The organism is Rhizobium leguminosarum bv. trifolii WSM2297, assembly GCF_000271845.1.
Genome location: NZ_JH719395.1, coordinates 1,480,865 through 1,504,861, shown reverse-complemented (window position 1 = coordinate 1,504,861; position 23,997 = coordinate 1,480,865). Strand labels below are relative to the sequence as shown.

The window sequence follows — 23,997 nt, the reverse complement described above, 5'->3', positions numbered from 1 at the left end:
CAAATTACTGGGCAGGCAATTCCAGCCGCCGCCCTATGCCAATGCTTTCGAGGAACGCCTCGTCGTGGCTGACGACGAGCAGTGCGCCGTCATAGGCCCGCAGCCCGGCCTCGACGGCTGAAATCGAGTCGATGTCGAGATGGTTGGTCGGCTCATCGAGGATCAGCAGCGGCGGCGGTGCGGAGCCGAGAACACAGGCAAGGCCGGCGCGCAGCAATTGTCCGCCGCTGAGCGTCGAAACGGCCTGCAGCGCCGCATCAGCCCTGAACATGAAGCGGGCTAGCACCGCCCGGCAGGTGTTTTCATCGGAATGCGGATTGATCCGGCGAAAATTGTCGCGGATCGAGGCCAACGGGTCGAGAAGGCCGACCTTCTGATCGAGCATGGCGAAACCGGTCAGGACGCCGACCGTGCCGGCCCAGGGCTCGAGTTCGCCGATAACGAGCGAAAGCAGCGTCGTCTTGCCCGAGCCGTTGCCGCCGGTGATGGCAATCCGCTCCGGCCCCGTCACGTCGAAGGAGAGATTTCGGATGACGGGATCGCCCGGTTGATAGCCCGCCGTCACCCTATCCATCTTCAGCACGATCCTGCTGGCGGGGAGCCCGGTCGGCGGCAAGGTGACCGACAAGGGCTGGAGGATCTCGATTTTCTCGCGCGCCGCCCTTGCTTCGTCCTGTGCCTGAGTGCGCCGGCGTTCGGCGAGGCGGGCATTGTCGCCGCCGGTCGTTTCGCTCCGCTCCTTCATGCCGCCGAGCATGATGCGTGGAATGCCGCCCTTGGCAGCCATCTTGCGCCCGGCGCTGTCCCGGTGCGCCTGGCGCTCCACCGTCGCCTGCGCCTTCGCAGCCACCTCGGCGATGCGCTTTTCGGCATCGGCAAGATCATGCCGTGCGGCCGCAAGCTCCAGCGCCTTGCGCTCGCGATAATGGCTCCAGTTGCCGCCGTAGCGGGTGACGCCGAGCGACGTCAGTTCGACGATCGCATCCATGCTTTCCAGCAATTCCCGGTCATGGCTGACGATGATCGCGCCGGCCCGCCAGCCTGATATCAATGCGATCACCGCCTTTCGGCCGTCGCGGTGGAGATTGTTTGTCGGTTCGTCGAGCAGCAGGAAATCCGGTTCGGTGAAAACCAGTGCGGCAAGCCCGGCCCGGGTGCGCTGCCCGCCGGAAAGCGCGGCCAGCAGCGTCTGCGGCTCTGCGTCGAGCCCGGTGCGATGAAGTGCAGCGGCGATCCGCGCCTCCAGCGTCCAGTCCGCCGATAAAAGCTCGTCGGCCGTTGCCTCGCCGCGTTCGGCCCGATGAAGGACGGCAAGCGCATCGGCCACGCCGAAGAGGTCGGCGACGGTTTCATCCGGCGCGACCTGAACGCTCTGCCGGAGGATGCCGAGGCTGCCGCTGACGGAGATCGTCCCCGATTGCGGCTTGGTGTCACCGGAGACGAGCCTGAGCAGCGTCGTCTTGCCGACGCCGTTGCGGCCGACCAGACCGGTGCGGTCCGCCCCGAAACTCAGATCGAGATCGGAAAAAAGCGGCCGCCCGTCAGGCGTGGCCCATGAAATTTGCGTGAGAGTGATGGATGCAGGCATGGATACGGATTTCCCCATTGGCAAGGCGAGCTGGCATTGCGATCGGGTCGAAATCCATTGCGGCACACATCCTGTTGGAACGGTCGATGGCAGGGAATTTAGGGGATTAAGGCGTCGGGTTCAAGGCGGGGAGCGATTTGCGCAGTTTTCCATGGCTGCCCCTCACCCTAACCCTCTCCCCGTTCTGACGGGGAGAGGGGACGTGCCCTGCGAGATGCTGGCGAGGGACGGAGAGGGTGCCGCACATTCCCTTCGCCCCGCAAGCGGGGGTCCGAAGGACGGGTCGAGACCCGTGGCTCGACCCCGGTCGGTGCCGGCAGGCGGATGAGGGGCTCGCGGCACGCTGGCGCGAAACGGCTACCGCTTCAAGCTCCCCAAGATCCCGCGCACCAGTGCCCGGCCGACTTGGGTGGCCACCGTGCGCGCCACGCTCTTCATCGCCGCTTCCACCACCGTTTCGCGCTGGTAGCCGGAGGACCGGCCACGCGATTGGCCGCGGCCTTGCTGGTTGTCGTCGTGGCTGCCGCCGAAGCCGGGCAGCGACCAGCCTGAGGTGGTGTTGCCCTGCTGTGCCGCTTCCTCCTGCGCCCGTTTGGCGGCATCGGCGTCCGCCGCCTTCTTGGCGCGCGCCGCCAGGATCTCGAAGGCGGATTCGCGATCGACATCCTCGTCATAGACGCCGAGAACCGGGCTTCGGTCCATGATCTGTTGGCGCTCGCCATCCGTCAGCGGGCCGACGCGGCCGGAGGGCGGGCGGATCAGCGTGCGCTCGACGATCGACGGCGCGCCTTTGGCCTCCAGCGTCGAAACCAAAGCCTCGCCGGTGCCAAGATTGGTGATGACGGTGGCGCAGTCGAAGGCGGGGTTCGGGCGGAACGTATCGGCGGCCGTCCTCACCGCCTTCTGCTCGCGCGGCGAATAGGCGCGCAAGGCATGCTGGGCGCGGTTGCCGAGCTGGGCGAGCACCGTTTCCGGCACGTCGAGCGGGTTCTGCGTCACGAAATAGACGCCGACGCCCTTGGAGCGGATCAGCCGCACCACCTGCTCGACCCGTTCGGTCAGCACCTTCGGCGCGTCGTTGAAGAGCAGGTGCGCCTCGTCGAAGAAGAAGACCAGCTTCGGCTTGTCCGGGTCGCCGACCTCGGGCAGTTCCTCGAACAGCTCCGACAGCAGCCAGAGCAGGAAGGTGGCGTAAAGCCGCGGGTTCATCATCAGCTTGTCGGCGGCAAGCACCGAGATCTGGCCGTAGCCACTATTGCTGGTTCGCATGATGTCGGAAATCTTCAGCGCCGGCTCGCCGAAGAAGTGTTCCGCACCCTGCTGTTCGAGAACGAGCAGTGCCCGCTGAATCGAGCCGACCGAAGACTTGGAGATCAGGCCATACTGGTTGGAAAGCTCGGTGGCGTTCTCGCCCATATAGTTGAGCAGCGAGGTGAAATCCTTGAGGTCGAGCAGCGGCAGCCCGGCCTGGTCGGCGAGCTTGAAGGCAATGTTGATGACGCCTTCCTGCGGTTCGGAGGCATCCATCAGCCGGGCAAGCAGCAGCGGCCCCATCTCGGCGACGGTGGTGCGCACCCGGTGGCCCTTCTCGCCGAACAGATCCCAGAAGATCACCGGAAACTGGTCGAATTCATAATCGGTAAAGCCGATCTGCTCGGCCCGCTTGGTGAGGAAGTCCTTGGCCTCGCCCTTGGCGGCAATGCCGGAAAGATCGCCCTTGATATCGGCCGCAAAGACCGGGACGCCGGCCCGGGAGAAGCCTTCGGCCAGCACCTGCAGCGTCACCGTCTTGCCGGTGCCGGTGGCGCCGGTGACGAGGCCGTGGCGGTTGCCGAATTTCAGGTCGAGATATTCCGGCTTGTTGATGCTGTCGTCGGGATTGCGGCTCGCGCCGATGAAAATCTTGCCATCCTCGATCATCCGCAATTCTCCCTTCGGCTCAGCCGTTCTTTGTCGGAAGACGGCTTCCGCCGCCTTCATCGAACCATCGTTTCTCTGTTATAAGCAGGCAGGCGGATGCGGACAACTGTTTGCATTGAAAGCAAAACCGGACATTGAGTTGCGCTCGAATCTCGATTAACGTTGACGTTAACGTCAAAACACAAGGAGGCTAACGATGAATGAAATTGTGACCCAGATCGCCGATCGTGTGGGCATCGCGCCTGATTTGGCCGAAAAGGCGCTCGGCATGATGCTCGGCTTCCTGCAGCGCGAGGCGGCTGACGGCCCGGTCGCCCGGATGATCGAGGCGATCCCCGGCGGCGCCGATCTCGTCGCCCAGTTCAATGGCGAAAGCGCCGGCGGCGGCGGTCTGCTCGGCGGCCTGATGAGCTCGCTCGGCGGCGGCGGCATCATGGGCCTCGGCCAGCAACTGATGGGCGAGGGCCTCGGCATGGGCGAGATCACTTCGCTCGCCAAAGAGACCATCGCCATCGCCAAGCAATATGCCGGCGAAGAGGTCGTCGACGAAGTCGTCGCTTCGGTGCCTGGGCTTAGCCAGTTCGTCTGAGACGACGGCCGAATAGAAGAGCCCCGCGGTGTCCCTGCGGGGCTCTATACCGCTCGCCAAACTTTGATCATCTACACCCGCTCCACGGGGAACAATGAGCGCGTATCGCCTGTTTCTGTCGCATTGCTGAAATCAGAAGGAACAGCATCATGCGCAGGTTTATTGCAGCAGCCTCGATCGCTCTCCTTAGCCTCTCCGCTCCGGTCCTTGCCCAGTCGAATATGGGCATGGATGCCAGCGGCCGGTTCGACGGTACGCCGCCGCTCGGCACGGCGCCGGGCGTCGAGACGCAAAGCGGGCTGGTCATCCCGCTTGACTCGATCGAAACCGGCAGCGTCGACAACGGTCCGGCGAGCGGTCGCGTCGACTGGGCGCGCTGCCCGCCACGCAAGGCCCGCGGCGCGCGTGCCACCGAAGGCGGCAACAGCGGCGCTTCCGTCAGCCCCGCATGCCGTGACCGCGGCAACCAGTAAGCTCGGGCAAGCCTATTTGCCGTTCTTACCGTCGCCGTGCAACAGGACGCCGAGTTCATGCCATGTGCGTCCGTCGCGTTGGATGAGCGCGTCGGCGCATGCCGGCCCCATGCTACCCGGCGCGTAAGCATCGGGCACGCTCTGGTCCTTGCCCCAGATATCGAGGAAGGGCTGCACCGCCGCCCAGCCTGCTTCGATGCCGTCGGCGCGCTGGAACAGCGTCTGGTCGCCGATGAAGAGATCGTAAAGCAGCGATTCATAACCGGTGGTTTTGCCGATATCGAATTTGTCGGCATAACGGAAATCGAGAGAGACCGGTGTGGTATCGACCGAAAGCCCCGGCGACTTGATCGAGATTTCCATGCTCATGCCCTCGTCCGGCTGCACCTGGATCACCAGCCGGTTCGGCGGCAGGCGGCGGTTGGCCTCGGTTTCGCGAAACTGTGCGAAGGGCACCGGCTGAAAGGTGATGACGATCTCGGTGTCGCGCGCCGTCAGCGCCTTGCCGGTCCTGAGGTAGAAGGGCACACCGGCCCAGCGCCAGGTATCGGCATAGAGCTTCAGCGCCACATAAGTCTCGGTCCGGCTGTCGGGCGAGACGTCCTTGCTGTCGCGATAGGCCGGAAGATCGACACCGTTCAGCGGGCCTGCCGTATAGGCGCCGCGTACCCCATGCGTCTTTGCCTCCTCGGGCGTGTAGATGCGCAGCGCCTTCAGCACCTTGCTCTTCTCGTTGCGGATCGCTTCGGCATCGAAGCTGTTCGGCGGTTCCATGGCGATCATCGCCAGCAGCTGGAAGAGATGGTTCGGCACCATGTCGCGCAACGCACCTGTCGCATCGTAGAATTTGCCGCGGCTGCCGACATCGACGATCTCGGCGGCGGTGATCTGCACATGGTCGATGTAGCGGCTGTTCCACAAGGACTCGATGATCATATTGGCGAAACGCGCCGTCATCAGGTTCTGCACCGTCTCCTTGCCAAGGAAATGATCGAGCCGGTAGACTTGGCTTTCGTCGATCTGGGCGAGGATCTGCGCATTCAGCGCCCGTGCCGAAGCGAGATCGGTGCCGAACGGCTTCTCGATGGCGACCCGGCGGAAGGTGCCGTCCTTTTCATCGGTGAGGCCATGAGCGGCAAGCTTCTCGACGATCGAGCCGAAGAAGGATGGCGGCACCGCGAGATAGAAGGCGGCATTGGCGTCCGGCCCCAGCCGCTTGCCGATCTCGACGAAAATATCGTCCTTGGTGAAATCGCCTCCCATGTAGGAAATCCGCTGCCGCAGGCTCTCCCAGGCCTCGTCCTTCGCCGTCGCTTCCTCACCGCTCAGATGGCTGAGGAATTCGTCGAGCCGCTTGCGCAGGAATTCGTCGTCGCCCGGTTCGATGCCGACGCCGAGAATGTGAAGATCGCCGCCGACCAGGCGGCTGCGCGTCAGGTTGATGATCGCCGGCACCAGCAGGCGGCGTGTCAGATCGCCGGTGGCGCCGAAGATGACGAGGGTGACCGGCGGGGTAGGGGCAGCGTCCATGTGTTGTCATCTCCTGAGATTTTCCGGCCGACTATAATGCGCGCCGGTTTTGCCGCAACATATGCGGCGAGGGATAACAGGCATTTGACAGCATCGGGGGAGCCCCTTGCATGTTCAATTCGCACTAATTGTTGGATGATTGGTGTGCGCTCCGGCGGATGGCCATCCGCCGGAGCGCGGACGGCCGGGACCGCAAGCCCCTTGGCTAGAACCGGGGATGAGATTGGTCCGGCCGTCCTCGCGTTTGTCCTGAACAGATGATGGGGAGCAAGTCCCGCATGCAAGGCAAGGTTTCGTTCCAAGAAGACGCGATGCCGGTAGTTTATGCCGGTGTGGACGTGAGTAAAGAGTGGCTTGATGTTCATCTGCATCCGCTGGGCGAAAGCCGGCGGTTCAGTAATGACAAGATGGGCATCCGGCAGCTGAAACGGCTGCTGGCCAAGCATCGGCCCAAAAGCATCGTGATGGAGGCAACCGGCAAGTTCCATCGCGCCGCCCATCGCTCGCTTTGGCTCGCTGGCTTTGCCGTGGCTGTGATCGATCCGCTGCGTGCGCGCATGTTTGCCCGCGCTTGCGGCTATCTCGCCAAGACCGACCGGCTCGATGCCCGTTTCCTGGCGCTCTTGGCCGAGAGCCTGCGCCCGCCGGCCGACGCGCCGCCAACTCCTCACATTGAGGCCTTGCAGGAGCTGGTCAATGCACGATCGGCAACCATAGGCGACATCACCGCCCTGCAAAATCGCAGCAAGACGACCACCACCGCCTTTCTGCGCGGAGAACTCAACCGCCTCACACGCCAGCTGGAACAGCATGTCGAACGTCTCAACAAAGAGATCGAGCGCCGTGTCCGCGAGGATCCGCAGCTCTGCCGCAAGGCTGAGATCCTCACCTCCATTCCCGGCGTCGGCCGCATCACGGCCCTGGCCTTGATGGCGGGAATGGACGAGTTGGGCAGTTGTTCGGGCAAGCAGGCCGCCATGCTGGCAGGGCTTGCTCCAATCGCTAACGACAGCGGCGCGCGAACCGGGCGTCGTTCCATTCGCGCCGGCAGGCCCGCACCCCGGCGTGCACTCTACATGGCCGCCTTGTCGGCTTGTCGCTACAATCCCGCTCTTGCTCGTTTCGCAGACACACTCAAAGCCACAGGAAAACCACCCAAGGTGATCCTAGTCGCCGTCATGCGCAAACTTCTCGTTCTCGCTAACTGCCTCTTAGCTCAGGACCGACTCTGGACCCCAAATCCGCCTTGACAACCAACACAGATTCTCATCCGCCTGCCGGCACCGACCGGGGTCGAGCCACGGGTCTCGATCCGTCCTTCGGACCCCCGCTTGCGGGGCGAAGGGGGCGTGCCGCAACCTCTCCGTTCCCCTCCACGTCTCGTAGGGCACGTCCCCTCGCCCCGTTTTTACGGGGAGAGGGTTAGGGTGAGGGGCAGCCATTGGCGCGAAGGCGTGGACAGCCATCCGCGCAAAGCCACCTCACTCCACCACCAACCACCCCGTATACCGCACCACCAGCCCGGTCAGCCGCCCGCCGATCTCCACGTGGAAATGGAACCGCCCATCACGCTCCTCCTCATAGGTATCGCCGCCCGGCGCCAAAAACAGCGGCAGCGGCAGGCCGCAGAAGCGCCAGCCGCGCACCTTGAGCCGCAGCTTCTCCCCATCCGGCACCAGCGCCAGCAGCACCCGGAACGGTCCGAAGACTTCGGCGAGCAGGTGGCGGTCGCGGCCTTTTCCCTCGAGCTGCAGGCTGCGGAAGGTCTTGCCGCCGAAATTGCGGGTCCAGATCTCCGTCTCGCCGTCGGCGGCAAAACGCACCGCGACCGGCACATCCTCGCCCGCCGGGGGAAAGCCGATGATGCCGGCGATGAGCCGGGCGAGCAGGCCGCCGCCGCGTTCGGTCCGCGCCCGGCCGGAGGCGAGGCGGGCGCCGCCCGCTTGGCCGACCGAGTGCAATTCGGCGATCGCCGGCGGCAGCCGTTCGAAAGCGCTGCCGAGAACCCGCTGGTAGAGCGGCGGGCAGGCGGCCTCGTTTTCCCTCCGGATCCCCGTCGCAATCTGGAAACGCCGGAATTCCGCTTCGAAATCCGCCAGCTGCAATTCCTCCGTCGCCGGCCGCGCGCCAGCCTCCGGCCGGATGCCCTGGAGCAGCCGGCGCACCAGCGCCGCGACGCCGGTGATCGGAATGAACGGCCCGTCATCACCCTCGGCAATCAGATGCCAGCCCCAGGTAAGGCTTTTTCCGGCGGCATCGAGGCCGTCGAGGCGCACGAACATGCCGCCGCGATGGTCGCCGACGGCAAAGCGGTGACTGGCGCGCTGCAGCAGCGGCGAAAACGGCATGAGCGACGGCAACAGCTTCAGCCGCACCAGCCGTGCCGAAAGGGCAAGCAGCCGCTGCAGCGCCTGCGGCTCGGTGCCGACCCCGGTGAAGCTCGATTGCAGGCCGGCAAAACGCTGCGGCAGCAGCGCCAGATCCGGCGCATCCACCAGCAGGAAATTCCGGCTTCGCAGCGGTGCAGCCCCCGGCGGCGCGATCACCACCCGCATGTCATCGATCAGCCCGCGCCCGCTCGCCTTCCGCCCATCGCGCCACACCGCCACCGGCTTGCCGGCATAGGTGGCGATCGCCCTGACGACGTTGAGGCCGATCTTCACATGCGAGGAGGGGGCAATGCCGGCCGCCACCGCATCGACCCTGGAAAACTCCGGCGCCATCGCCTCGATCGCCGCGAAGGAAAGCGCCGGAAGACTGCTGAGCCCGGAAAGCGCGAAAGTGCCCCTGACCTTGGCTGCCGCATCCAGCCCGCCGATGCCGGCGACGAAGCCGGTGCTGTCGGCGATATCGGCATAATCGATGCCGAGGCCGATGCAGGCCTGCACCACCTTGTAGGCATCGTCGCCGAAGGTCTGGAACGGCCCCGAGGCATCGACGACGAGATCCGGTTTCAGCCGCGTCAGCTGTTCCACGAGATCGCCGTCGCGATCGAAGGCCACCGCCTGCAGCCACGCCCCGAGATCGTTGCTGCCCAGGCGTCCGGCTCCGGCTTTCGGCGATCTGAGATCGGCAAGGAAATCATCGGCCTTTGCAAGCGAGCGGCCCGCGACCAGCAGCCGCAGCCGCGGCTCATCGCCGAGCAGCTGGGCAAGCCGGCCGCCGAAAGTGCCGTAGCCGCCGATGATCAGCAGGGAAAACCGGTCGCCGCTCATGCGATGAAACGGCTGCGTTGCTCCGGCGTCGGCACCATGCAGCTCTGCCGCCCGGCGATCTTCAGCCGGTTGCGGGCGATGAATTCATAGAGCGCATCGGCGATGCGGCGCGGCAGCAGCCGGAAGAGCTTGACCAGCGAATAGGGAAAGCCGAGGCCCGCCACCATGCGGATCGAGCCGTCTGATTTGAAGAAGGCGCGGCCCTCTTCGATCAGGATATTGGTCTCATAGTCGCGCGACTGCAGCCCGTAATGCCGGTAGAGCGCTGCGCCGAGCGGCGTCTGCGCCGCAAGGAAGCGATATCGCCGCTCCCTGTCGTGTTTCAGCGCGAACTTCACCCAGCCGGAGCAGAACACGCATTCGCCATCGAAGAGGATCAGCGGCCGGTCATCGGCAAAATCCGGCACATCGGCATCGTCGCGATAGCTGTAAGCGGCTCGGGAGCCCATGCTCATCTCCTGTCTCACCTCAGTCTCGTCCCCCGGGGGCCAGCCGATAGGCGGCGGCCAGCGAAGGCGGCCCATCCGCGGCAATCTCGCCGCGCTCCATCAGATCCTCGATATGGGCGAGCACGGAAAGCGCCGCCGCCCCATGCAGCTTCGGATCGGTATCGCGATAAATCGCCTTCACCATCTCCGATATCCGACGGTCGCCGGCCCGGATGCGCGAAAGCACCGCCTGCTCGCGCCCCAGCCGGTGCGCCTTCAGCGCCCGGAGGAAGGAGCCGGGCTCCGTCACCGGCCCGCCATGGCCGGGCAGCAGCAGTCGATCCTCACGCGTTATCAGCCGCTCGAGCGAGGCCATGTAATCGGCCATCGAACCATCCGGCGGCGCGACGATCGAGGTCGACCAGGCCATGACATGATCGCCGGAGAAGAGAGTATCGCCGCCGTCAAGCGCGAAGGCGGCATGATTGGCCGTGTGCCCCGGTGTCAGCACCGAGGTCAGCGCCCAGCCGTCGCCGGCAATCGTCTCGCCGTCGCCGATCGCGAGATCCGGCACGAAGGACAGATCCGAGCTTTCGGAAAACGGATTGATCTCGCCGGCCCTCAGCGGCCTTGCCGGCCGATGCGGCCCTTGCCCCACCGTCGCCGCCCCGGTTGCCGCCTGCAGCCGGCGGGCAAGCGGCGAGTGGTCGCGATGCGTGTGGCTGACGAAGATATGCGTCAGCTCGCGGCCGGCAAGTGCGGCCATCAGCGCCTGATAATGCGCCTCGTCCTCCGGCCCGGGATCGATGACGGCGACCGAGGAAGAGCCGACAATATAGCTGTTGGTGCCGAAAAAGGTGAAAGGCCCGGGATTGTTCGCGGTGAGCCGCTGGACACCCGGCGCCACCGGCACGGCCCGCCCATAGGCCGGCTCGAAAGCAAGGTCGAATGCGGGACTGTCCATGGAGGCGATGATCTCGGGCCGATGACACCGCCAATTCCTAGCACGGCCCACCGCGCTCTGCAGCGCATAAATCTGCTCGCGGTTAAACTTAGTCATTGTGACAGGCGAAGAGCTTTGCTAATCAGGCGTCGATTTGAGCAGGCGGTTTCCGCCGAAAGCTCTGTTGGGGCGTCGCCAAGCGGTAAGGCAACGGTTTTTGGTACCGTCATCCCTGGTTCGAATCCAGGCGCCCCAGCCATTTCTTGTTTTATTAGTTAAATCAACCGCTTAGGATGTTAGAAAAAGCTAGCCGTAACAGTTTCCGGTGCATATTCCGTATCGAGGCGGCATAATCCTATAAGCACCCTGTTGCCTTCCCGGTTGCAGGATCGGCAACGGAGCCCTGCGAAGATTTAAGAGATAGCTATCTCCGCATTCCCGTAAGATCGCGCTCTTGTCGACTCACGTAAGACGGCCACATGCACAGCATCTCGCGCCAAGCACCTCCCATTCACTTAGCGCCCTCACGGGGGTGCATTTGGTTTCCGCCACGCTCATAAAAGCCCGCCGGCGTGAAAGGTGCGCGTAAATCGGTGTCGCGACGGTGATTCATGGAACTCCAGAGGAATAGGATTTCATTCCAGCGATCTTGAATTTGCTCCTATTTTGTTCTCGCTTTCTGCCAAATCAATAACCTTTCGCTATCACTTATTGCACGGCCAAGTCTCATGCATCGCAGACCACATAGCCTTGTCCGCGTCCATGTTCAGTGTCAGGTTTTTCGCGTGGGCGGTCATGTATTCGCAAAGAATGTCGCGCGCCCATTGCGGCCGCATGCCGTTCGGAAAGCAGATGTCACCGCTGTCGGCATCATGTTGCTGCCTATCGGTCCAACCTATGATGTAAGCAAGGGCAACGTCTTCCTTACCCTCGCAAAGTCCAAGCAGATAGAGCGCCGAGGGGTGCATTTCCTGTTGAGCTTGCACCTTCCCCACACACAGAGCCAGCCCCGTCACGACAAGGAATAGTAGCCTCCGCAAGTCGCCCTCCCGGTCAATTGGTCATTTCCCATTCGTCGTAGCGCTCGCCGAGCAATGCCATGCGCCAAAACTCATTTGCGCTGCTTAAGAAGATCCGCTCTTGATCGTCCAGGCTGGAACTGTCGCCGCTTACAGCAAGCCGTGCGTCCTCAACGAAAGCCTTTGCACTGTCAGTAAGCCGGAAGCGATGAAAGCGCGGGGCGAGATCGCACGACGCAACACGGAGTTCGGAAAGGTCATGCTTAGGTGGGCGAAGGTCGCAGCCTGGGCCGGAATAGTTGCGGCTGTGCTAGCGCTCGCTGCTATAGGGGCAACCGTGATAGTGGCGCCCTGACGAACAGTGTTCAGCGTCTCTTTGCAGGGAAATGTATCATTCACTTCCGCCGCCTCCCGCTGCTGCCGATGGTACCGATAACCGCCGCTGACCTTGGGGGCCATCATCGCTCGTCGCCGGCCGATCCTCGCAAATCGGCGCTCGCCGGCAAATTATCTGGACAAGGGCGATAAAGCGAATAGAAATTTCAGCACAATCTGCGGTCACGCTTGGGGCGAATATTGAGCGATATCAAACTCTTTCATTTCGGCGGCGCGCAGGTGAGCGAGCTGCCGGGCAGCGCCATGCAGGTCGAGAAATCCCTGCAGGTTCTGTTCGAGGCCAATCTCGAGGCGCTGCTCGGCATCCGCTTCCTGGCGACCGAGCACTCGACCGGCCCCGTGCACGGCGGAAGGATCGACACGCTCGGCCTGGACGAGGACAACTCGCCGGTCATTATCGAATACAAGCGATCGATAAACGAGAACGTCATCAACCAGGGCCTGTTCTATCTCGACTGGCTGCTGGATCACCGCAAGGAATTCCAATGGATGGTGATGGAGCGCCTTGGCCAGGACGTGGCCAATTCCGTCGATTGGTCTGCTCCGCGACTGCTCTGCATCGCCGGGGACTTCACGCGCTATGACGAGCACGCCGTCAAGCAGATCGCCCGAAACATCGAGCTGATCCGCTACCGGCGGTTCGGTGAGGATCTGTTGATGCTGGAACTAGTGCACGTGCCGAAGACCAGTAAACTCAATGGTCCTAAGGTGGTAGTCGAGGTGAAAAGTCCAAGTTCCCTGCAACCCACAGCCGACACCAGTCAGGAAAACGACCCCTATCTCAGCCAAAGGATGAGCTACCGCCTATCGCAGTCGTCGGCAGACCTTCGAGATATCTATGACGCTGTTTACCAGTTCCTGATCGGGTTGGGGGATGATGTGCAGGTAAAGGAATTGAAGCTCTACACAGCATTTAAGCGGCTGAAGAACTTCGTCTGCATGGAGATCTATCCCCAGGCGCGGACTGTGATGCTTTTCCTTAAGCTCGATCCAACCACCTTGGCGCTTGAAAGCGGCTTTACGCGCGACGTCAGCAATGTCGGCCACTTTGGCACTGGTGATCTGCAGGTAACGCTGAAGTCGATGGCGGATTTCGAGAGGGCACAGCCACTACTGGTTCGGGCTTACGAGGGTGGGTGACCAAGGGAGCGCCGCAACTATATCTGTTGTTGGTTTCGACTCAGCGTGGACGGACAATCCTAAGGCGCCAGGTGCTATCTGTGTCGTCCGACTTGATTCGCACGGTGCGCGATTGCACGTGGAGCCGAGGTTGGCCTCATTCAGTGAAGCCGCAGCACTTATTCGAGCCGAAAGGCTTGAGGTGAGCAAATGTCTCGTCGCGCTTGATCAGCCAACAATCGTTCCGAACCTCAGTGGCTCGCGCCCGGTCGACAAGGTTGCAGGGGCGCTCATCTCCTGGGTGGGCGGTGGTGTTCAGCCAGCCAACAGATCGAAGCTTGGCATGTTCGATGATGCCGCACCGATCTGGAGCTTCAAGCAGTCACTCGGAGCCACTGAGGATCCAGAAGCCGCACGGACCGCATCGGCCGGGCTCTTTCTGATTGAGGTATTTCCCGCTCTAGCACTGGTTGCTATCGAGAGCGCTTACTGCCAGCGTCTTGGGGCTCCAAAATACAATCCGGCCAACCATAGAATGTTTAGATTGGAGCATTGGCATTCCGTGGCGGAGACAATCCGGACATTCGGATCGCTCAGAACTTTAGAGCAGCTAGAACTCTGGTGTTCGGATGTGTCGGCTAACATGACGCCGAGGAAAGCCGACCAGGACAAGATTGACGCAATGATCTGTGGCCTCATTGGCTTGCATTGGCTGGTGGCACCGCGCGAGCAATCTGTCATGATTGGCGACCTGGACAATGGCTACATGATCGCCCCGGCGATAAACGGCATCCATGAGCGGCTAGTCACCGCTGCAAGGAAAAGGGATGTGCCGATTAGATAGTGCGTTGCTGGTACGCACCGGCCACTCCCGCTGAGCCTGGGTGGACGGCTCGTTGTGAGAACGCGCCTCAACGGCGCGCTGCAAACAACCGAACGCCCGTCAACTCCGCCAGCTTCTCCAACAGCACATCCTGAAACCCGGGATCGCCAACCTCCGCCGCCGCCTCCCGCTGCTGCCGATGGTACCAATACCCGCCGCTGACCTTGGCGGCTTCGTCCTCACTCGTCGCCAGCCACGTCTGCGTCAGATGCCCCATCTCCAGGTCATCGGGCGCGCCGGCGCCGCCCATTTTGGTCGGCACCCAGCCGGGGTCGACTGAATTGCTCAGCACATCCGGCCAGTGGCGGGCGATGGCGGCGGCGAGGGTGGCGATGTAGAGCTTGCTTTCCGAATAGGCCTGGCTGGCGCGCCATGGCCGCTTCTTCCAGTCGATATCGTCAAGGGCGCTGCTGCCGCTGCGGTGCATGCCGCTGGTGAGATAGATCCGGCGGTCGGGCCGGGTGATCCAGGCGGTGAGGAGATAGGGGGCGAGCGTGTTGACGGCCAGCGTCTTGGCGTGGCCTTCAGGCGTTTCGCCGCGGCTGCGCTCGAGGTAGATGCCGGCATTGTGGATGACGGCGTCCATGCGGCCGATGGCGTTGACCTGCTCGGCGATCGAGTGAACCTCGGTGGCGCTGGCGAGATCGCCGATGACGATGCCGAGGGCGGTGGGTGAAATCTCTGATAGGGCGGTGGCGCGTTCGCGGGAGCGGGCGTGCAGCACGACCTCGTGGCCTTCGCTGATAAGGGTGCGGGCGGCGGCGAGGCCGAGGCCATCGGTGGAACCGGTGATGAAGATGCGGCTCATGGTGGTTCCTTTCGCGGGGGCGTGGTTGCCACAGAGTGCTTGGCTAGGGGTGCTCGGGTCAAGCCCTGGGAGGACGGAGAGTGGGGAGGCGCGATTGGCTGAGGCGAGATGCTGGAGCAAGTCCCGCCGGAGTGCGCGGCCGCCCGCTCCGTCATCCCATAGTCGGCCTGCGCGCCGCAATGGTCTAGGCTTTGAGAGTCAAACCGGCGGCCGCGGCCCGGCCTGTTATCAAACCGGCAATCTCATCGATTGGGTCTCGATCGGGCGATCCGTCGGCAAGCTCGTCCGCGACCTTGCCGGTCAGCGTTATCACCTTGTCGCAAACTTCGTTCACGCGGCGGCGCAGCAGTGGAGTGCCGATGCCGGCTTCTCCCGCAAAAGCCTGCCAGCCCTCGGCATCCATCTCGGCGAGCGTAGCGCGTTTACCGATCCGCATTGCCAGCTTTAGCGATAGCTCCGGATAGATCACGGTGGAGAGCAGGTCATAGAGTTTTGCCAGCCGTGGCCCTTGGCTATCGTAAAGGATGGAGAAATTCTTGCCGTGGGCATCGGCATTTCCGGCGATCAGGTTGAAGATCGCGGCGTCCAGCAGCTTCAGCACATCGACGGCCGGTCTTGCCGAAATCCGTCTCAGCAATTCGAAACAATCCTTGAAGGTCGGCCCGCCTTCGCTCGCATATTTCGTTTCCGGCGGCACGCCGAGCGCCTGGCAGAAATCTTCCTGATGAATGCGGCGAACCAGGCCGACGGCATCGCGAAGGCGGTCATATCGTTCGACCAGAAGAAACGGGCGCTCCTGCACATAGCGCGGTTCGACGGCTGCGACATCGAGATCGATGGCGGCCGCAAGCCTCATCACGAAAGCTTCGTTCTCCGTCGTCGCCTTGAAGCGGGCGATCGGCGGCTTCAGAATATGGGTTGTGGCCTGGCCGGGCAGCGGAAGCTCGATCCGGCCATCGACCAGCACAACCGGCAGTTTGGATTGCGCGCCGGCAAGCGACAGTCTCAGGCCTTCCTCGCCGGCAAGGAGTGGCCGCATGGGCAGTGCCTCCAACACGCGGACGATACCGGCTTCGTCCAAGGGCGCCGGCTGGCGATTGGCAATCGGCCCTGTCTGCGCGGGGAGTTGGCCTTCGGCAAGCAACTGCAGCGCACCGGCGACATCACCGCCCAGGTGATCGAGAAGCGCAAAGTCATTGGCCGGAGAAACGCCCAGGGCCTGCGCGGCGGCTATCCGTTGGTTTTCCTCAGGCAACAGGCCGGCGAAAAACGGCCGGCATTCCCGGCGGGAAAATCGCTCCGCTCGTTTCGGCAGAGAGGCGGAGAGCGGCAGCGTTTTGTCATCGTCAAGCCAGGCTCGCGCATAGACAAAGCCGATATCGCCGTGTCTGTCCTGCATGAATTGACCGGCGATACGGCCGTCCCACCAGACGTTGAGAAGCCTTGCTGTCATGGCCTGCGCTCGCCGGGAGCCAGAATGTCGATGGAGCAGCCGAGCGTTTGCAGAACCTGCAGGACTTTACCGATCTGGGCCGTGGGCTTGCCGGCTTCGAGGTCGACGATAAAACGAAGCCCGACCCCGGCAACGCCGGCAAGCTCATCCTGCCGCAGGTTTTGCTCCTTGCGGGTGCTTCGAACCAGGGCGCCGATATCGGCTGGAGTTTTGATATGTTCTGGCATGTGATTTTCCCGATCGGGAAAATATAGTCGATTTCCGGCTTTCGTCCAAGGAAATTTACCGATCGGGATTATCGGGAGGGTTGGAAGGGGGTGAGGACGTGAAATTTCCCGTTCGGTAAAATGGTTGGTGCGCTTCGCAGGTCTGTCGTCGGGAGGAATTTACGGTTGTCCATTGTGCGGATGCTTGCCCCTCACCCTAACCCTCTCCCCGCTCGCGGGGCGAGGGGACGTGCCATGCGGGACGTTGGCGAGGAACTGCGAGGGCGCGGCATATCCCTTCGCCCCGCGCGCGGGGAGAAGGTGCCGGCAGGCGGATGAGGGGCTTTTGGGGGGTAATTTCAATGGTTTGAGTGAGATCCACGCCGTATCCATTGGCAGCGGGAATGGATCCTAGGCTCAAGGCCTAGGATGACGGAGTGTGTGATGGCGGTGCGCCTAAAACGGCAACGTCGTCAGGCTGCGCCGCTCCACCTCGCCATTTCACCGCCGCCACCTCACATGCCCTGCCGCCGCCGCTCCGCCCCAGCCGCAATCGTCTGCACCAGCTCGTCCACCTCGCGTGCCAGCCGCTCCAGCGGCAGGCCGACGAAGCGGCCTTCGAGGCTGATGCTGACCACCCCGTGGACGGCGCCGAACAGGGTGCGGGCGCGGATGGCGCGGTCTTCTGCGGGCATGTCGGGTTGCAGTTCGGCCAGCGGCTCGGCGATCACGTCCATCAGGAAGAGGTGTTCGTCGAGGTGCCATTGCGGCGTCGGGCTGGTGTCGGGGGGGAAGTGGTCGAACAGCGCTTTCCAGAGATTGCGGTGTTCGACGGCGAAGGCGAGGTAGCCCTGGGCGAGGTTGCGCAGGCGGTCGGTCGGGCTTTTATCCCTGGCCTCGGGCAGGGTCAGCTTGGTCTCCAGCGCCTTCAGCGTCGCCGAGTTGACGTGGATGATCAGTTCGGCGAGGTCTGAAAAGACGGTGTAGAGGCCGCCGAGCGCGCAGCCGGCGTCCTGGGTGATGTCGCGGGCGCGCAGATTGGTCAGCCCGTCGCGGGCGATGCGTTCGCGCGCCGCCTCGATCAACCGGGCCTTCAGATCCTCGCGTTTTTCTTCGCGTCGACCGGCCATTAACCATTTCCCTTCGATTTTTTGAACGTCGTTCAAAATTATTCTTGAACAACGTTCACGATTCTGCCATAACTCATCTCGTGAACAACGTTCATAAACCGGAGGAACAAAATGTTCAAATTGATTTCGACATTATTGCGGGGCAGGGCGCGTGACGCCGAGCAGGCCTTTGCCGATCGCAACGCCGTGCCGCTGCTTGCCCAGCAGATCCGCGATGCCGCCCAACAGATCCAGTCGGCGCGCCGCAGCGTCGCCGTCGCCATCGCCCAGAACGAGCAGGAGAAGGGGCAGCATGCAACGATCGTTGCCCGCATCGCCGATCTCGAGGTCCGCGCCATCGCGGCGCTCACCAAGGGCAATGAAGGCCTGGCGCGGGAAGCGGCCGAAGCGATCGCCTTTCTCGAAGCCGAGCGTGATGCCTCGGTCAAGGCGCAAGCTCAGTTCACCCAGGCGATCGACAAGCTGAAGGGCATCGTCCGGGCTGCAGAAGTGCGGCTGCAGGAGCTGCAGCGCGGCGAGCGGCTGGCGCGCGCCACGCAGGAGGCGCAGAAGCTCGATATCACGGTGGCCGGCCCCGGCCTGGCCACACTCGACGATGCCGAGGAGACGCTGGCGCGCCTGCGTCTGCGCCAGGGCCAGAACGAGCTGACGGCCGCGGCGCTGAAGGACATGGAAAGCGCCACCCGGCCGGCCGGCATCATCGAAAAGCTTGCCAATGCCGGCTGCGGCGCGCCGCTCACCTCATCGGCCGATGATGTGCTCGCCCGGCTGAAGAGCCGCATCAATTCCGCCGCCTGATATCTTTTCCACCGAACCATCCATCCATCGAACCATAGGGACCACTCAAATGAACGACAGTTTCCAGAAACATTCCGCCAGCTGGGTCAGCTTCTCCTACATCTCCTTCGGCTCGGCCGCCTTCATGCTGGCGCTCGGCCTCTACATGATGCCGCTCGATCTCTGGGGCAAAGGTTATCTCGCCATGGGCATATTGATGCTGGTGCAGACGACGGTGAACATCACCAAGACGCTGCGCGACAATGCCGAATCCGAGAAGCTGATCCGCAAGGTCGAGGATGCCCGCACCGAAAAGCTGCTGGTCAAATTCAATCGTAGCGATGAAGATTGATCTTCGTTAACCACAGCGCAGAGTTGTTAAGGCATTCAACCAATGCGTAACAACTCTGTGGCCTTCTCTGCCTGCCGAAAAGAGGGAATGTGCCCGTGCAACACAAGCTGATGACGTCAAGGAAATTCGCGCCGCTGTTCTGGACCCAGTTCCTCACGGCCTTCAACGACAATTTTCTGAAGAACACTTTGGTGTTCCTCATTCTCTTCAAGATGTCGGCCAGCGAAGGGGCTGCCCTGGTGACGCTTGCCGGCGTCATCCTCATCGTGCCCTTCCTGCTGCTTTCGGCGCTCGGCGGCGAACTGGCCGACAAACACGACAAGGCCAAAATCGCCGAGCTGTTGAAACGCTGCGAGATCGGCATTGCCGCACTTGCCGTCGTTGGTCTCGCCTTCTCCTCGATCTTCGTGCTGATGGCGGCACTCTTCGGCTTCGGCGTCGTCTCGGCGCTGTTCGGGCCGATCAAATACGGCATCCTGCCCGATCATCTCGACCGCCGCGACCTGCCGAAGGCCAATGCCTGGATCGAGGGCGGCACCTTCATCGCCATCCTCGCCGGCACGATCATCGCCGCCCTCGCCTTCTCCAGCGGCGACAATGTCTTGCTGTTCGGCTCGATGATGATGGGGCTGTCGGTGCTCTGCTGGCTTGCCAGCCGGATGATCCCGGCGACCGGCTCCAAGGCCCCGGATCTGCAGATCGACCGCAACGTCATCCGCTCCAGCTACACGCTGGTCATGGAAATCCGTAGGGATAAACGGCTGTGGCGCTCGGCGCTGATGAACTGCTGGTTCTGGCTGGTCGGCGCCTTCGTGCTCTCCATCCTGCCGACCATGGTGACGGAGCTGCTCGGCGGCTCCGAACTCGTCGTTCCCGCCTATCTCACCGTCTTTGCCATCGCCGTCGCGGTCGGGTCGGCGATTGCCGCCTGGATGTCCTCCGGCCGCATCGTGCTGCTGCCGGCCCCCGTCGGCACGGCGCTGCTCGGTCTCTTCAGCCTCGATCTCGCCTGGAACCTCTGGGGCTTGGCCTCAACAGGCCATGCGACGACGATCACCGGCTTCTTCGCCGGCGAAAATACCATCCGCGTCGCCATCGATCTCGCCGGCATGGCAATATCGGGCGCCTTCATCGCCGTTCCCACCTTCGCCGCCCTGCAGACCTGGGCGCATGAGGACCGCCGCGCCCGCGTCATCGGTGCCGCCAACGTGCTGTCGGCCCTCTTCATCACTGTCGGCCTCGGCATCGTCGCCGTCGTCCAGGCGCTCGGCGCCTCCATTCCGCAAATCCTGATCGGGCTTGGGATCATCAACTTCGGCGTCGCCTGGCTGATGCTGAAGACGCTGCCGACCAATCCCTTCCGCGATTTCATCTCGATCCTGTTCCGCGCCTTCATGCGGCTCGAGGTCGAGGGGCTGGAGAATATCAAGAAGGCCGGCCGTGCGCCGATCATTGCGCTGAACCATGTCAGCCTGCTCGATGGCGCCCTGGCGCTTGCCATCACCGAGGAAGAACCGACCTTTGCCGGCGATTACAAGATCGCCCAGGCCTGGTGGGTGCGGCCGTTCCTGAAAATGTGCAAGTTCCTGCCGCTCGACCCGACCAAGCCTATGGCGACACGTTCGCTGATCAAGGTGGTGCAGGAGGGCAACCCGATCGGCATCTTCCCCGAGGGCCGCCTGACGGTGACCGGCACCTTGATGAAGGTCTATGACGGCGCCGCCATGGTCGCCGACAAGACAGGCTCGATGGTGGTGCCGGTGAAGATCGACGGGCTGGAGAAGAGCTATCTCTCCTATCTCGATAACGGCAAGATCCGCCGCCGGCTGTTTCCCAAGGTCAAGGTCACCATTCTCGAACCGGTGAAGCTCGAAGTGCCGGCCGAGCTGAAAGGCCGCAAGCGCCGCACGGCGGCGGGGGCCGCACTTTATCAGGTGATGTCGAACCTGCTGTTCCAGACCGCCGATACTTCGTCGACCGTTCTCGACCGGGTCATTCAGGCCGGCCACGAATTCGGCATGAAGAAGCTCGCCGTCGAAGATCCGGTCACCGGCAGTCTCACCTATGGCAAGCTGTTGACCGGCGCTGCCGTGCTCGGCGCAAAATTCCGCGCCCGCTTTCCCGAGCAGAACCTCGGCGTCATGCTGCCGAATGCCAATGGCGCCGCCGCCACGCTGCTCGGCGTCATGACATCAGGCAAGGTGCCGGCGATGCTGAACTTCACCGCCGGTGCGGCCAATATCCTCTCCGCCTGCAAGGCCGCCGAGGTCAAGCACGTGCTGACCTCGCGCGCCTTCGTCACCCAGGCCAAGCTCGGCCCAGTTATCGCAGAGATGGAGAAGCAGCTGACGATCGTCTGGCTCGATGATCTCAGGGCCGAAGTCTCCTTCAAGGACAAGCTCATCGGGCTTCTCAGGAAGGCGCGGCCGCTGGTCAAACGGCAGGCTGACGATCCGGCCGTCATCCTCTTCACCTCGGGCTCCGAGGGCACGCCGAAGGGCGTGGTGCTGACCCACCGCAACATTCTGTCGAACGCCGCCCAGGCCGCCGCCCGCATCGATTTCCACAGCGGCGACAAGGTGTTCAACATCTTACCCGTTTTCCATTCCTTCGGGCTGACCGCCGGCACCGTGCTGCCGCTGATCTCGGGCGTGCCGGTCTATTTCTATCCGTCGCCGCTGCATTACCGCATCGTGCCGGAGCTGATCTATGTCTCCAACGCCACGATCATCTTCGGCACCGACACCTTCCTCAACGGTTATGCCCGGACGGCGCACCCTTACGACTTCCGCTCGATCCGCTACATCTTCTCCGGCGCCGAGCCGGTGAAGGCCGCAACCCGCCAGACCTATATGGAAAAATTCGGCCTGCGCATTCTCGAAGGTTACGGCGTCACCGAGACCGCGCCGGTCATTTCGATCAACACGCCGATGTACAATAAATCGGGCACTGTCGGCAAAATCCTGCCGGGCATGGACTGGAAGCTCGAACCGGTGCCCGGCATCGATGAAGGCGGCCGCCTGCATGTGCGCGGCGCCAATGTCATGGCCGGTTATCTCCGCGCCGAAAAACCCGGCGTGCTCGAACCGCTCGCCGACGGCTGGCACGACACCGGCGACATCGTCACCATCGACGAGGACGGTTTCGTCAAGATCCGCGGCCGCGCCAAGCGCTTCGCCAAGATCGGCGGCGAAATGATCTCGCTTGCCGCCGTCGAGACGCTGGCCGCCGAACTCTGGCCCGGCGCGCTCTCGGTCGTCTCGTCGCTGCCCGACGCCAAGAAGGGCGAACGCCTGGTGCTCCTGACCGACGCCCCCACCGCCACCCGCGCCGAATTCCTCGCCTACGCCAAATCCAAGGGCGCCATGGACATGATGGTGCCGGCCGAGGTCAACATCGGCAAGGTGCCGGTGCTGGGATCCGGCAAGGTGGATTTCGTGGCGGCGCGCAAGTTGGCCGAGAGTGCGGTGCAGGCGGGGGAGGCGGCGTAGGCGAACATAGGTTCGGAGCCGGCGTGTGGCACCCCCCTCTGCCCTGCCGGGCATCTCCCCCACAAGGGGGGAGATCGGCAAGAGGCGCGCGCTTTGTCCTTCTCTAGTGATATATGAATGCGAGCAGCCATTGTTTGGGGAAGCCCGTGCGCCCAGCCAATCTCCCTCCTTGTGGGGGAGATGCCCGGCAGGGCAGAGGGGGGTATCTCTCCACGCCCCAGCAGTGACTATTCCTGCAAACTACCGCATGTTGCCCGCGCATAAGCGACCCCAACCATGCAACGTTGATCTCTCGCGATCCCGGAGGAGACCGACATGGCCGACATCGATGTCTTCGACGGGCACAATGACGCGGTTCAATTCATTGCCGAATACTCGCCCTCCGGCCGCGACTTTCTGCTGCGGTCGGAAACCGGTCATCTCGATCTGTCGCGGGCCCGCGAGGGCGGCCTGATCGGCGGGTTGTTTGCGCTGCATGCAGCACCGGAGCGTCCGCCGGAAAATGACCTGATCATCACCGCCGATGGCTATGAGGTCATGTATGCCGAAACCGTCGATCCGCTTTATGCCCGCCAGCAGATCGAGGCCGAGCGCCTGGCGCTGGAAAGTCTGATCCGGCGTTCCGGCGGGCAGATGCGCATGGCGATTGATGTCGATGAGATCAGGGCGGCGCGGGCCGAAGGCGCCTTTGCCGCCGTGCTGCATATGGAAGGGGCCGAGGCGGTTGATCGGGAATTCGACTATCTCCATGCGCTGCATGCGGCCGGCCTCCGATCGCTGGGGCCGGTCTGGAGCCGCCCGAATATATTCGGCTACGGCGTTCCCTTCGCCTTTCCGAGGTCGCCGGATACCGGGCCCGGGCTGACCGATCTCGGCAAGCAATTGGTCAGGACCTGCAATGGGCTCGGGATCATGATCGACCTTGCGCATCTGAACGAAAAGGGTTTCTGGGATGTGGCGGCCTTGAGTGACGCCCCACTGGTGGCCACCCACGCCTGCGCCCATGCCATCTGCCCCTCCACCCGCAATCTCACCGACCGGCAGCTCGACGCCATCCGCGACACCGACGGCGTGATCGGCTTCAACCTTTCCGTCAACGACATCCGCGCCGACGGCCACCTGATTGACGACACCCCGCTCGATACCGTCGTTCGCCATATCGACTATCTCATCAACCGCGTCGGCGAAGACAGGGTCGCCCTCGGCTCGGATTTCGACGGCGCGGTCATCCCCCGCGGGATCAAGGACGCCAGCGGCTTGCCGCATCTGTTCGAAGCGATGCGGAAAAGCGGGTTCGACCGGCAGACCCTGTCGAAATTCGCCTTCGACAACTGGCTGCGTGTGTTCGGGCTGACCTGGAAGAACAGCACGTCCGCCTGAAGACGATTTCGAAAAATGCGGCGCAGGCGGCGTAGGGTTCGGAGAGCGCCGTCGTGTGGCCACCCCCCTCTGCCCTGCCGGGCATCTCCCCCACAAGGAGGGAGATCGGCTGGGGGCACGGGCTTCCCCAAACAATGACGGCTTGCATCCGTCGATCAATCGAGAGGGACGAAGTGTTCGCCTCTTGCCGATCTCCCCCCTTGTGGGGGAGATGTCCGGCAGGACAGAGGGGGGTGCGCCCCGCCGCCACGCTGGCTAAAAGGCATCACCCTCTACCTCTTCGGGCGTTGACCCGGA

Annotated in this window: 20 protein-coding genes and 1 tRNA gene; 10 read left to right on the top strand and 11 right to left on the bottom strand. The window is 63.2% G+C overall.

Annotated features, from left to right (window positions below; all coding sequences use genetic code 11):
- Nucleotides 1-4: 4 nt before the first annotated feature.
- Together RLEG4DRAFT_RS22655 and RLEG4DRAFT_RS22650 are read right to left on the bottom strand one after the other, a co-directional pair.
- Nucleotides 5-1,588, bottom strand: a complete 1,584-nt coding sequence (locus tag RLEG4DRAFT_RS22655) for an ABC-F family ATP-binding cassette domain-containing protein (protein WP_003580230.1) — start codon at nucleotides 1,586-1,588, stop codon at nucleotides 5-7.
- A 357-nt stretch (nucleotides 1,589-1,945) separates the two neighbouring features.
- Nucleotides 1,946-3,508 carry a helicase HerA-like C-terminal domain-containing protein gene (locus RLEG4DRAFT_RS22650; RefSeq protein WP_003580228.1) on the bottom strand — a complete coding sequence of 521 codons (1,563 nt, stop codon included), beginning with the start codon at nucleotides 3,506-3,508 and terminating at the stop codon, nucleotides 1,946-1,948.
- A 196-nt stretch (nucleotides 3,509-3,704) separates the two neighbouring features.
- Here RLEG4DRAFT_RS22650 and RLEG4DRAFT_RS22645 point away from each other — a divergent pair, with 196 nt between their 5' ends.
- Both RLEG4DRAFT_RS22645 and RLEG4DRAFT_RS22640 read left to right on the top strand, forming a co-directional pair.
- A complete protein-coding gene (locus tag RLEG4DRAFT_RS22645; RefSeq protein ID WP_003580227.1) occupies nucleotides 3,705-4,097 on the top strand; it encodes a hypothetical protein in 393 nt (130 codons plus the stop codon).
- A gap of 149 nt (nucleotides 4,098-4,246) precedes the next feature.
- Nucleotides 4,247-4,570: a hypothetical protein gene (locus RLEG4DRAFT_RS22640; protein WP_003580225.1), complete on the top strand. Its 324-nt coding sequence runs from the start codon at nucleotides 4,247-4,249 to the stop codon at nucleotides 4,568-4,570.
- A gap of 12 nt (nucleotides 4,571-4,582) precedes the next feature.
- Here the strand turns inward: RLEG4DRAFT_RS22640 and zwf are convergent, their stop codons facing one another.
- The gene (zwf, locus tag RLEG4DRAFT_RS22635) at nucleotides 4,583-6,100 is read right to left on the bottom strand and encodes a glucose-6-phosphate dehydrogenase (protein ID WP_003580222.1); all 1,518 of its coding nucleotides are present in this window, start codon (nucleotides 6,098-6,100) and stop codon (nucleotides 4,583-4,585) included.
- Between the two features lie 278 nt (nucleotides 6,101-6,378).
- Here zwf and RLEG4DRAFT_RS22630 point away from each other — a divergent pair, with 278 nt between their 5' ends.
- Nucleotides 6,379-7,350 (top strand): IS110 family transposase, encoded by a 972-nt coding sequence (locus tag RLEG4DRAFT_RS22630; RefSeq protein WP_003580220.1) that lies wholly within the window; start codon nucleotides 6,379-6,381, stop codon nucleotides 7,348-7,350.
- 231 nt (nucleotides 7,351-7,581) lie between these two features.
- On the opposite strand, the gene RLEG4DRAFT_RS22625 is transcribed toward RLEG4DRAFT_RS22630, so the two are convergent.
- Genes RLEG4DRAFT_RS22625 through RLEG4DRAFT_RS22615 form a run of 3 tightly spaced genes read right to left on the bottom strand, consistent with a single transcriptional unit; the run spans nucleotide 7,582 to nucleotide 10,707 of the window.
- Entirely contained in the window at nucleotides 7,582-9,315 is a 1,734-nt protein-coding gene (locus RLEG4DRAFT_RS22625) for an SDR family oxidoreductase (protein ID WP_003580218.1), read from the bottom strand.
- Complete coding sequence (locus RLEG4DRAFT_RS22620; RefSeq protein ID WP_037094022.1) at nucleotides 9,312-9,770, bottom strand: thiol-disulfide oxidoreductase DCC family protein; 459 nt, start codon at nucleotides 9,768-9,770, stop codon at nucleotides 9,312-9,314. Before RLEG4DRAFT_RS22620 ends, RLEG4DRAFT_RS22625 begins: the two co-directional genes overlap by 4 nt.
- Before the next feature lie 13 nt (nucleotides 9,771-9,783).
- A complete protein-coding gene (locus RLEG4DRAFT_RS22615; protein ID WP_037094021.1) occupies nucleotides 9,784-10,707 on the bottom strand; it encodes an MBL fold metallo-hydrolase in 924 nt (307 codons plus the stop codon).
- 164 nt (nucleotides 10,708-10,871) lie between these two features.
- Between RLEG4DRAFT_RS22615 and RLEG4DRAFT_RS22610 the strand changes: the two genes are divergently transcribed.
- Nucleotides 10,872-10,945, top strand: a tRNA-Gln gene (locus RLEG4DRAFT_RS22610).
- A 445-nt stretch (nucleotides 10,946-11,390) separates the two neighbouring features.
- Here the strand turns inward: RLEG4DRAFT_RS22610 and RLEG4DRAFT_RS47165 are convergent.
- Nucleotides 11,391-11,654 (bottom strand): Rap1a/Tai family immunity protein, encoded by a 264-nt coding sequence (locus RLEG4DRAFT_RS47165; protein WP_245278014.1) that lies wholly within the window; start codon nucleotides 11,652-11,654, stop codon nucleotides 11,391-11,393.
- Nucleotides 11,655-12,281: 627 nt separating this feature from the next.
- On the opposite strand from RLEG4DRAFT_RS47165, the gene RLEG4DRAFT_RS22595 reads away from it, so the two are divergent.
- Nucleotides 12,282-13,241 (top strand): DUF5655 domain-containing protein, encoded by a 960-nt coding sequence (locus RLEG4DRAFT_RS22595; RefSeq protein WP_003580210.1) that lies wholly within the window; start codon nucleotides 12,282-12,284, stop codon nucleotides 13,239-13,241.
- The gene (locus RLEG4DRAFT_RS22590; protein WP_003580208.1) at nucleotides 13,234-14,064 is read left to right on the top strand and encodes a DUF429 domain-containing protein; all 831 of its coding nucleotides are present in this window, start codon (nucleotides 13,234-13,236) and stop codon (nucleotides 14,062-14,064) included. The genes RLEG4DRAFT_RS22595 and RLEG4DRAFT_RS22590 overlap by 8 nt, the downstream gene beginning before the upstream one ends.
- A 67-nt stretch (nucleotides 14,065-14,131) precedes the next feature.
- Here the strand turns inward: RLEG4DRAFT_RS22590 and RLEG4DRAFT_RS22585 are convergent, their stop codons facing one another.
- From RLEG4DRAFT_RS22585 to RLEG4DRAFT_RS22570, 4 genes are all read right to left on the bottom strand, one after another.
- Nucleotides 14,132-14,911 carry an SDR family NAD(P)-dependent oxidoreductase gene (locus RLEG4DRAFT_RS22585; RefSeq protein ID WP_003580207.1) on the bottom strand — a complete coding sequence of 260 codons (780 nt, stop codon included), beginning with the start codon at nucleotides 14,909-14,911 and terminating at the stop codon, nucleotides 14,132-14,134.
- Between the two features lie 184 nt (nucleotides 14,912-15,095).
- A complete protein-coding gene (locus tag RLEG4DRAFT_RS22580) occupies nucleotides 15,096-16,364 on the bottom strand; it encodes a type II toxin-antitoxin system HipA family toxin (protein WP_003580206.1) in 1,269 nt (422 codons plus the stop codon).
- A complete protein-coding gene (locus RLEG4DRAFT_RS39060; RefSeq protein ID WP_003580205.1) occupies nucleotides 16,361-16,591 on the bottom strand; it encodes a helix-turn-helix transcriptional regulator in 231 nt (76 codons plus the stop codon). Before RLEG4DRAFT_RS39060 ends, RLEG4DRAFT_RS22580 begins: the two co-directional genes overlap by 4 nt.
- A 494-nt stretch (nucleotides 16,592-17,085) precedes the next feature.
- The gene (locus tag RLEG4DRAFT_RS22570) at nucleotides 17,086-17,700 is read right to left on the bottom strand and encodes a TetR/AcrR family transcriptional regulator (protein ID WP_003580204.1); all 615 of its coding nucleotides are present in this window, start codon (nucleotides 17,698-17,700) and stop codon (nucleotides 17,086-17,088) included.
- 111 nt (nucleotides 17,701-17,811) lie between these two features.
- Between RLEG4DRAFT_RS22570 and RLEG4DRAFT_RS22565 the strand changes: the two genes are divergently transcribed.
- From RLEG4DRAFT_RS22565 to RLEG4DRAFT_RS22550, 4 genes are all read left to right on the top strand, one after another.
- Complete coding sequence (locus RLEG4DRAFT_RS22565; protein ID WP_003580203.1) at nucleotides 17,812-18,498, top strand: PspA/IM30 family protein; 687 nt, start codon at nucleotides 17,812-17,814, stop codon at nucleotides 18,496-18,498.
- Nucleotides 18,499-18,547: 49 nt separating this feature from the next.
- Nucleotides 18,548-18,829: a YiaA/YiaB family inner membrane protein gene (locus RLEG4DRAFT_RS22560; protein WP_003569708.1), complete on the top strand. Its 282-nt coding sequence runs from the start codon at nucleotides 18,548-18,550 to the stop codon at nucleotides 18,827-18,829.
- Between the two features lie 95 nt (nucleotides 18,830-18,924).
- Nucleotides 18,925-22,320 carry an acyl-[ACP]--phospholipid O-acyltransferase gene (locus RLEG4DRAFT_RS22555; RefSeq protein ID WP_003580202.1) on the top strand — a complete coding sequence of 1,132 codons (3,396 nt, stop codon included), beginning with the start codon at nucleotides 18,925-18,927 and terminating at the stop codon, nucleotides 22,318-22,320.
- Nucleotides 22,321-22,635: 315 nt separating this feature from the next.
- Entirely contained in the window at nucleotides 22,636-23,700 is a 1,065-nt protein-coding gene (locus RLEG4DRAFT_RS22550) for a dipeptidase (protein ID WP_003580201.1), read from the top strand.
- Nucleotides 23,701-23,997 lie beyond the last annotated feature (297 nt).

Excerpts from the sequence above, each read along its gene's own strand:
- RLEG4DRAFT_RS22565 (WP_003580203.1), top strand. The coding sequence starts at position 17,812 with ATGTTCAAATTGATTTCGACATTATTGCGGGGCAGGGCGCGTGACGCC.
- RLEG4DRAFT_RS22625 (WP_003580218.1), bottom strand. The coding sequence starts at position 9,315 with ATGAGCGGCGACCGGTTTTCCCTGCTGATCATCGGCGGCTACGGCACT.
- RLEG4DRAFT_RS22650 (WP_003580228.1), bottom strand. The coding sequence starts at position 3,508 with ATGATCGAGGATGGCAAGATTTTCATCGGCGCGAGCCGCAATCCCGAC.
- RLEG4DRAFT_RS47165 (WP_245278014.1), bottom strand. The coding sequence starts at position 11,654 with ATGCACCCCTCGGCGCTCTATCTGCTTGGACTTTGCGAGGGTAAGGAA.
- RLEG4DRAFT_RS22645 (WP_003580227.1), top strand. The coding sequence starts at position 3,705 with ATGAATGAAATTGTGACCCAGATCGCCGATCGTGTGGGCATCGCGCCT.
- RLEG4DRAFT_RS39060 (WP_003580205.1), bottom strand. The coding sequence starts at position 16,591 with ATGCCAGAACATATCAAAACTCCAGCCGATATCGGCGCCCTGGTTCGA.
- RLEG4DRAFT_RS22620 (WP_037094022.1), bottom strand. The coding sequence starts at position 9,770 with ATGAGCATGGGCTCCCGAGCCGCTTACAGCTATCGCGACGATGCCGAT.
- RLEG4DRAFT_RS22585 (WP_003580207.1), bottom strand. The coding sequence starts at position 14,911 with ATGAGCCGCATCTTCATCACCGGTTCCACCGATGGCCTCGGCCTCGCC.
- RLEG4DRAFT_RS22630 (WP_003580220.1), top strand. The coding sequence starts at position 6,379 with ATGCAAGGCAAGGTTTCGTTCCAAGAAGACGCGATGCCGGTAGTTTAT.
- RLEG4DRAFT_RS22580 (WP_003580206.1), bottom strand. The coding sequence starts at position 16,364 with ATGACAGCAAGGCTTCTCAACGTCTGGTGGGACGGCCGTATCGCCGGT.
- RLEG4DRAFT_RS22655 (WP_003580230.1), bottom strand. The coding sequence starts at position 1,588 with ATGCCTGCATCCATCACTCTCACGCAAATTTCATGGGCCACGCCTGAC.
- RLEG4DRAFT_RS22570 (WP_003580204.1), bottom strand. The coding sequence starts at position 17,700 with ATGGCCGGTCGACGCGAAGAAAAACGCGAGGATCTGAAGGCCCGGTTG.
- RLEG4DRAFT_RS22615 (WP_037094021.1), bottom strand. The coding sequence starts at position 10,707 with ATGGACAGTCCCGCATTCGACCTTGCTTTCGAGCCGGCCTATGGGCGG.
- RLEG4DRAFT_RS22560 (WP_003569708.1), top strand. The coding sequence starts at position 18,548 with ATGAACGACAGTTTCCAGAAACATTCCGCCAGCTGGGTCAGCTTCTCC.
- zwf (WP_003580222.1), bottom strand. The coding sequence starts at position 6,100 with ATGGACGCTGCCCCTACCCCGCCGGTCACCCTCGTCATCTTCGGCGCC.
- RLEG4DRAFT_RS22550 (WP_003580201.1), top strand. The coding sequence starts at position 22,636 with ATGGCCGACATCGATGTCTTCGACGGGCACAATGACGCGGTTCAATTC.
- RLEG4DRAFT_RS22640 (WP_003580225.1), top strand. The coding sequence starts at position 4,247 with ATGCGCAGGTTTATTGCAGCAGCCTCGATCGCTCTCCTTAGCCTCTCC.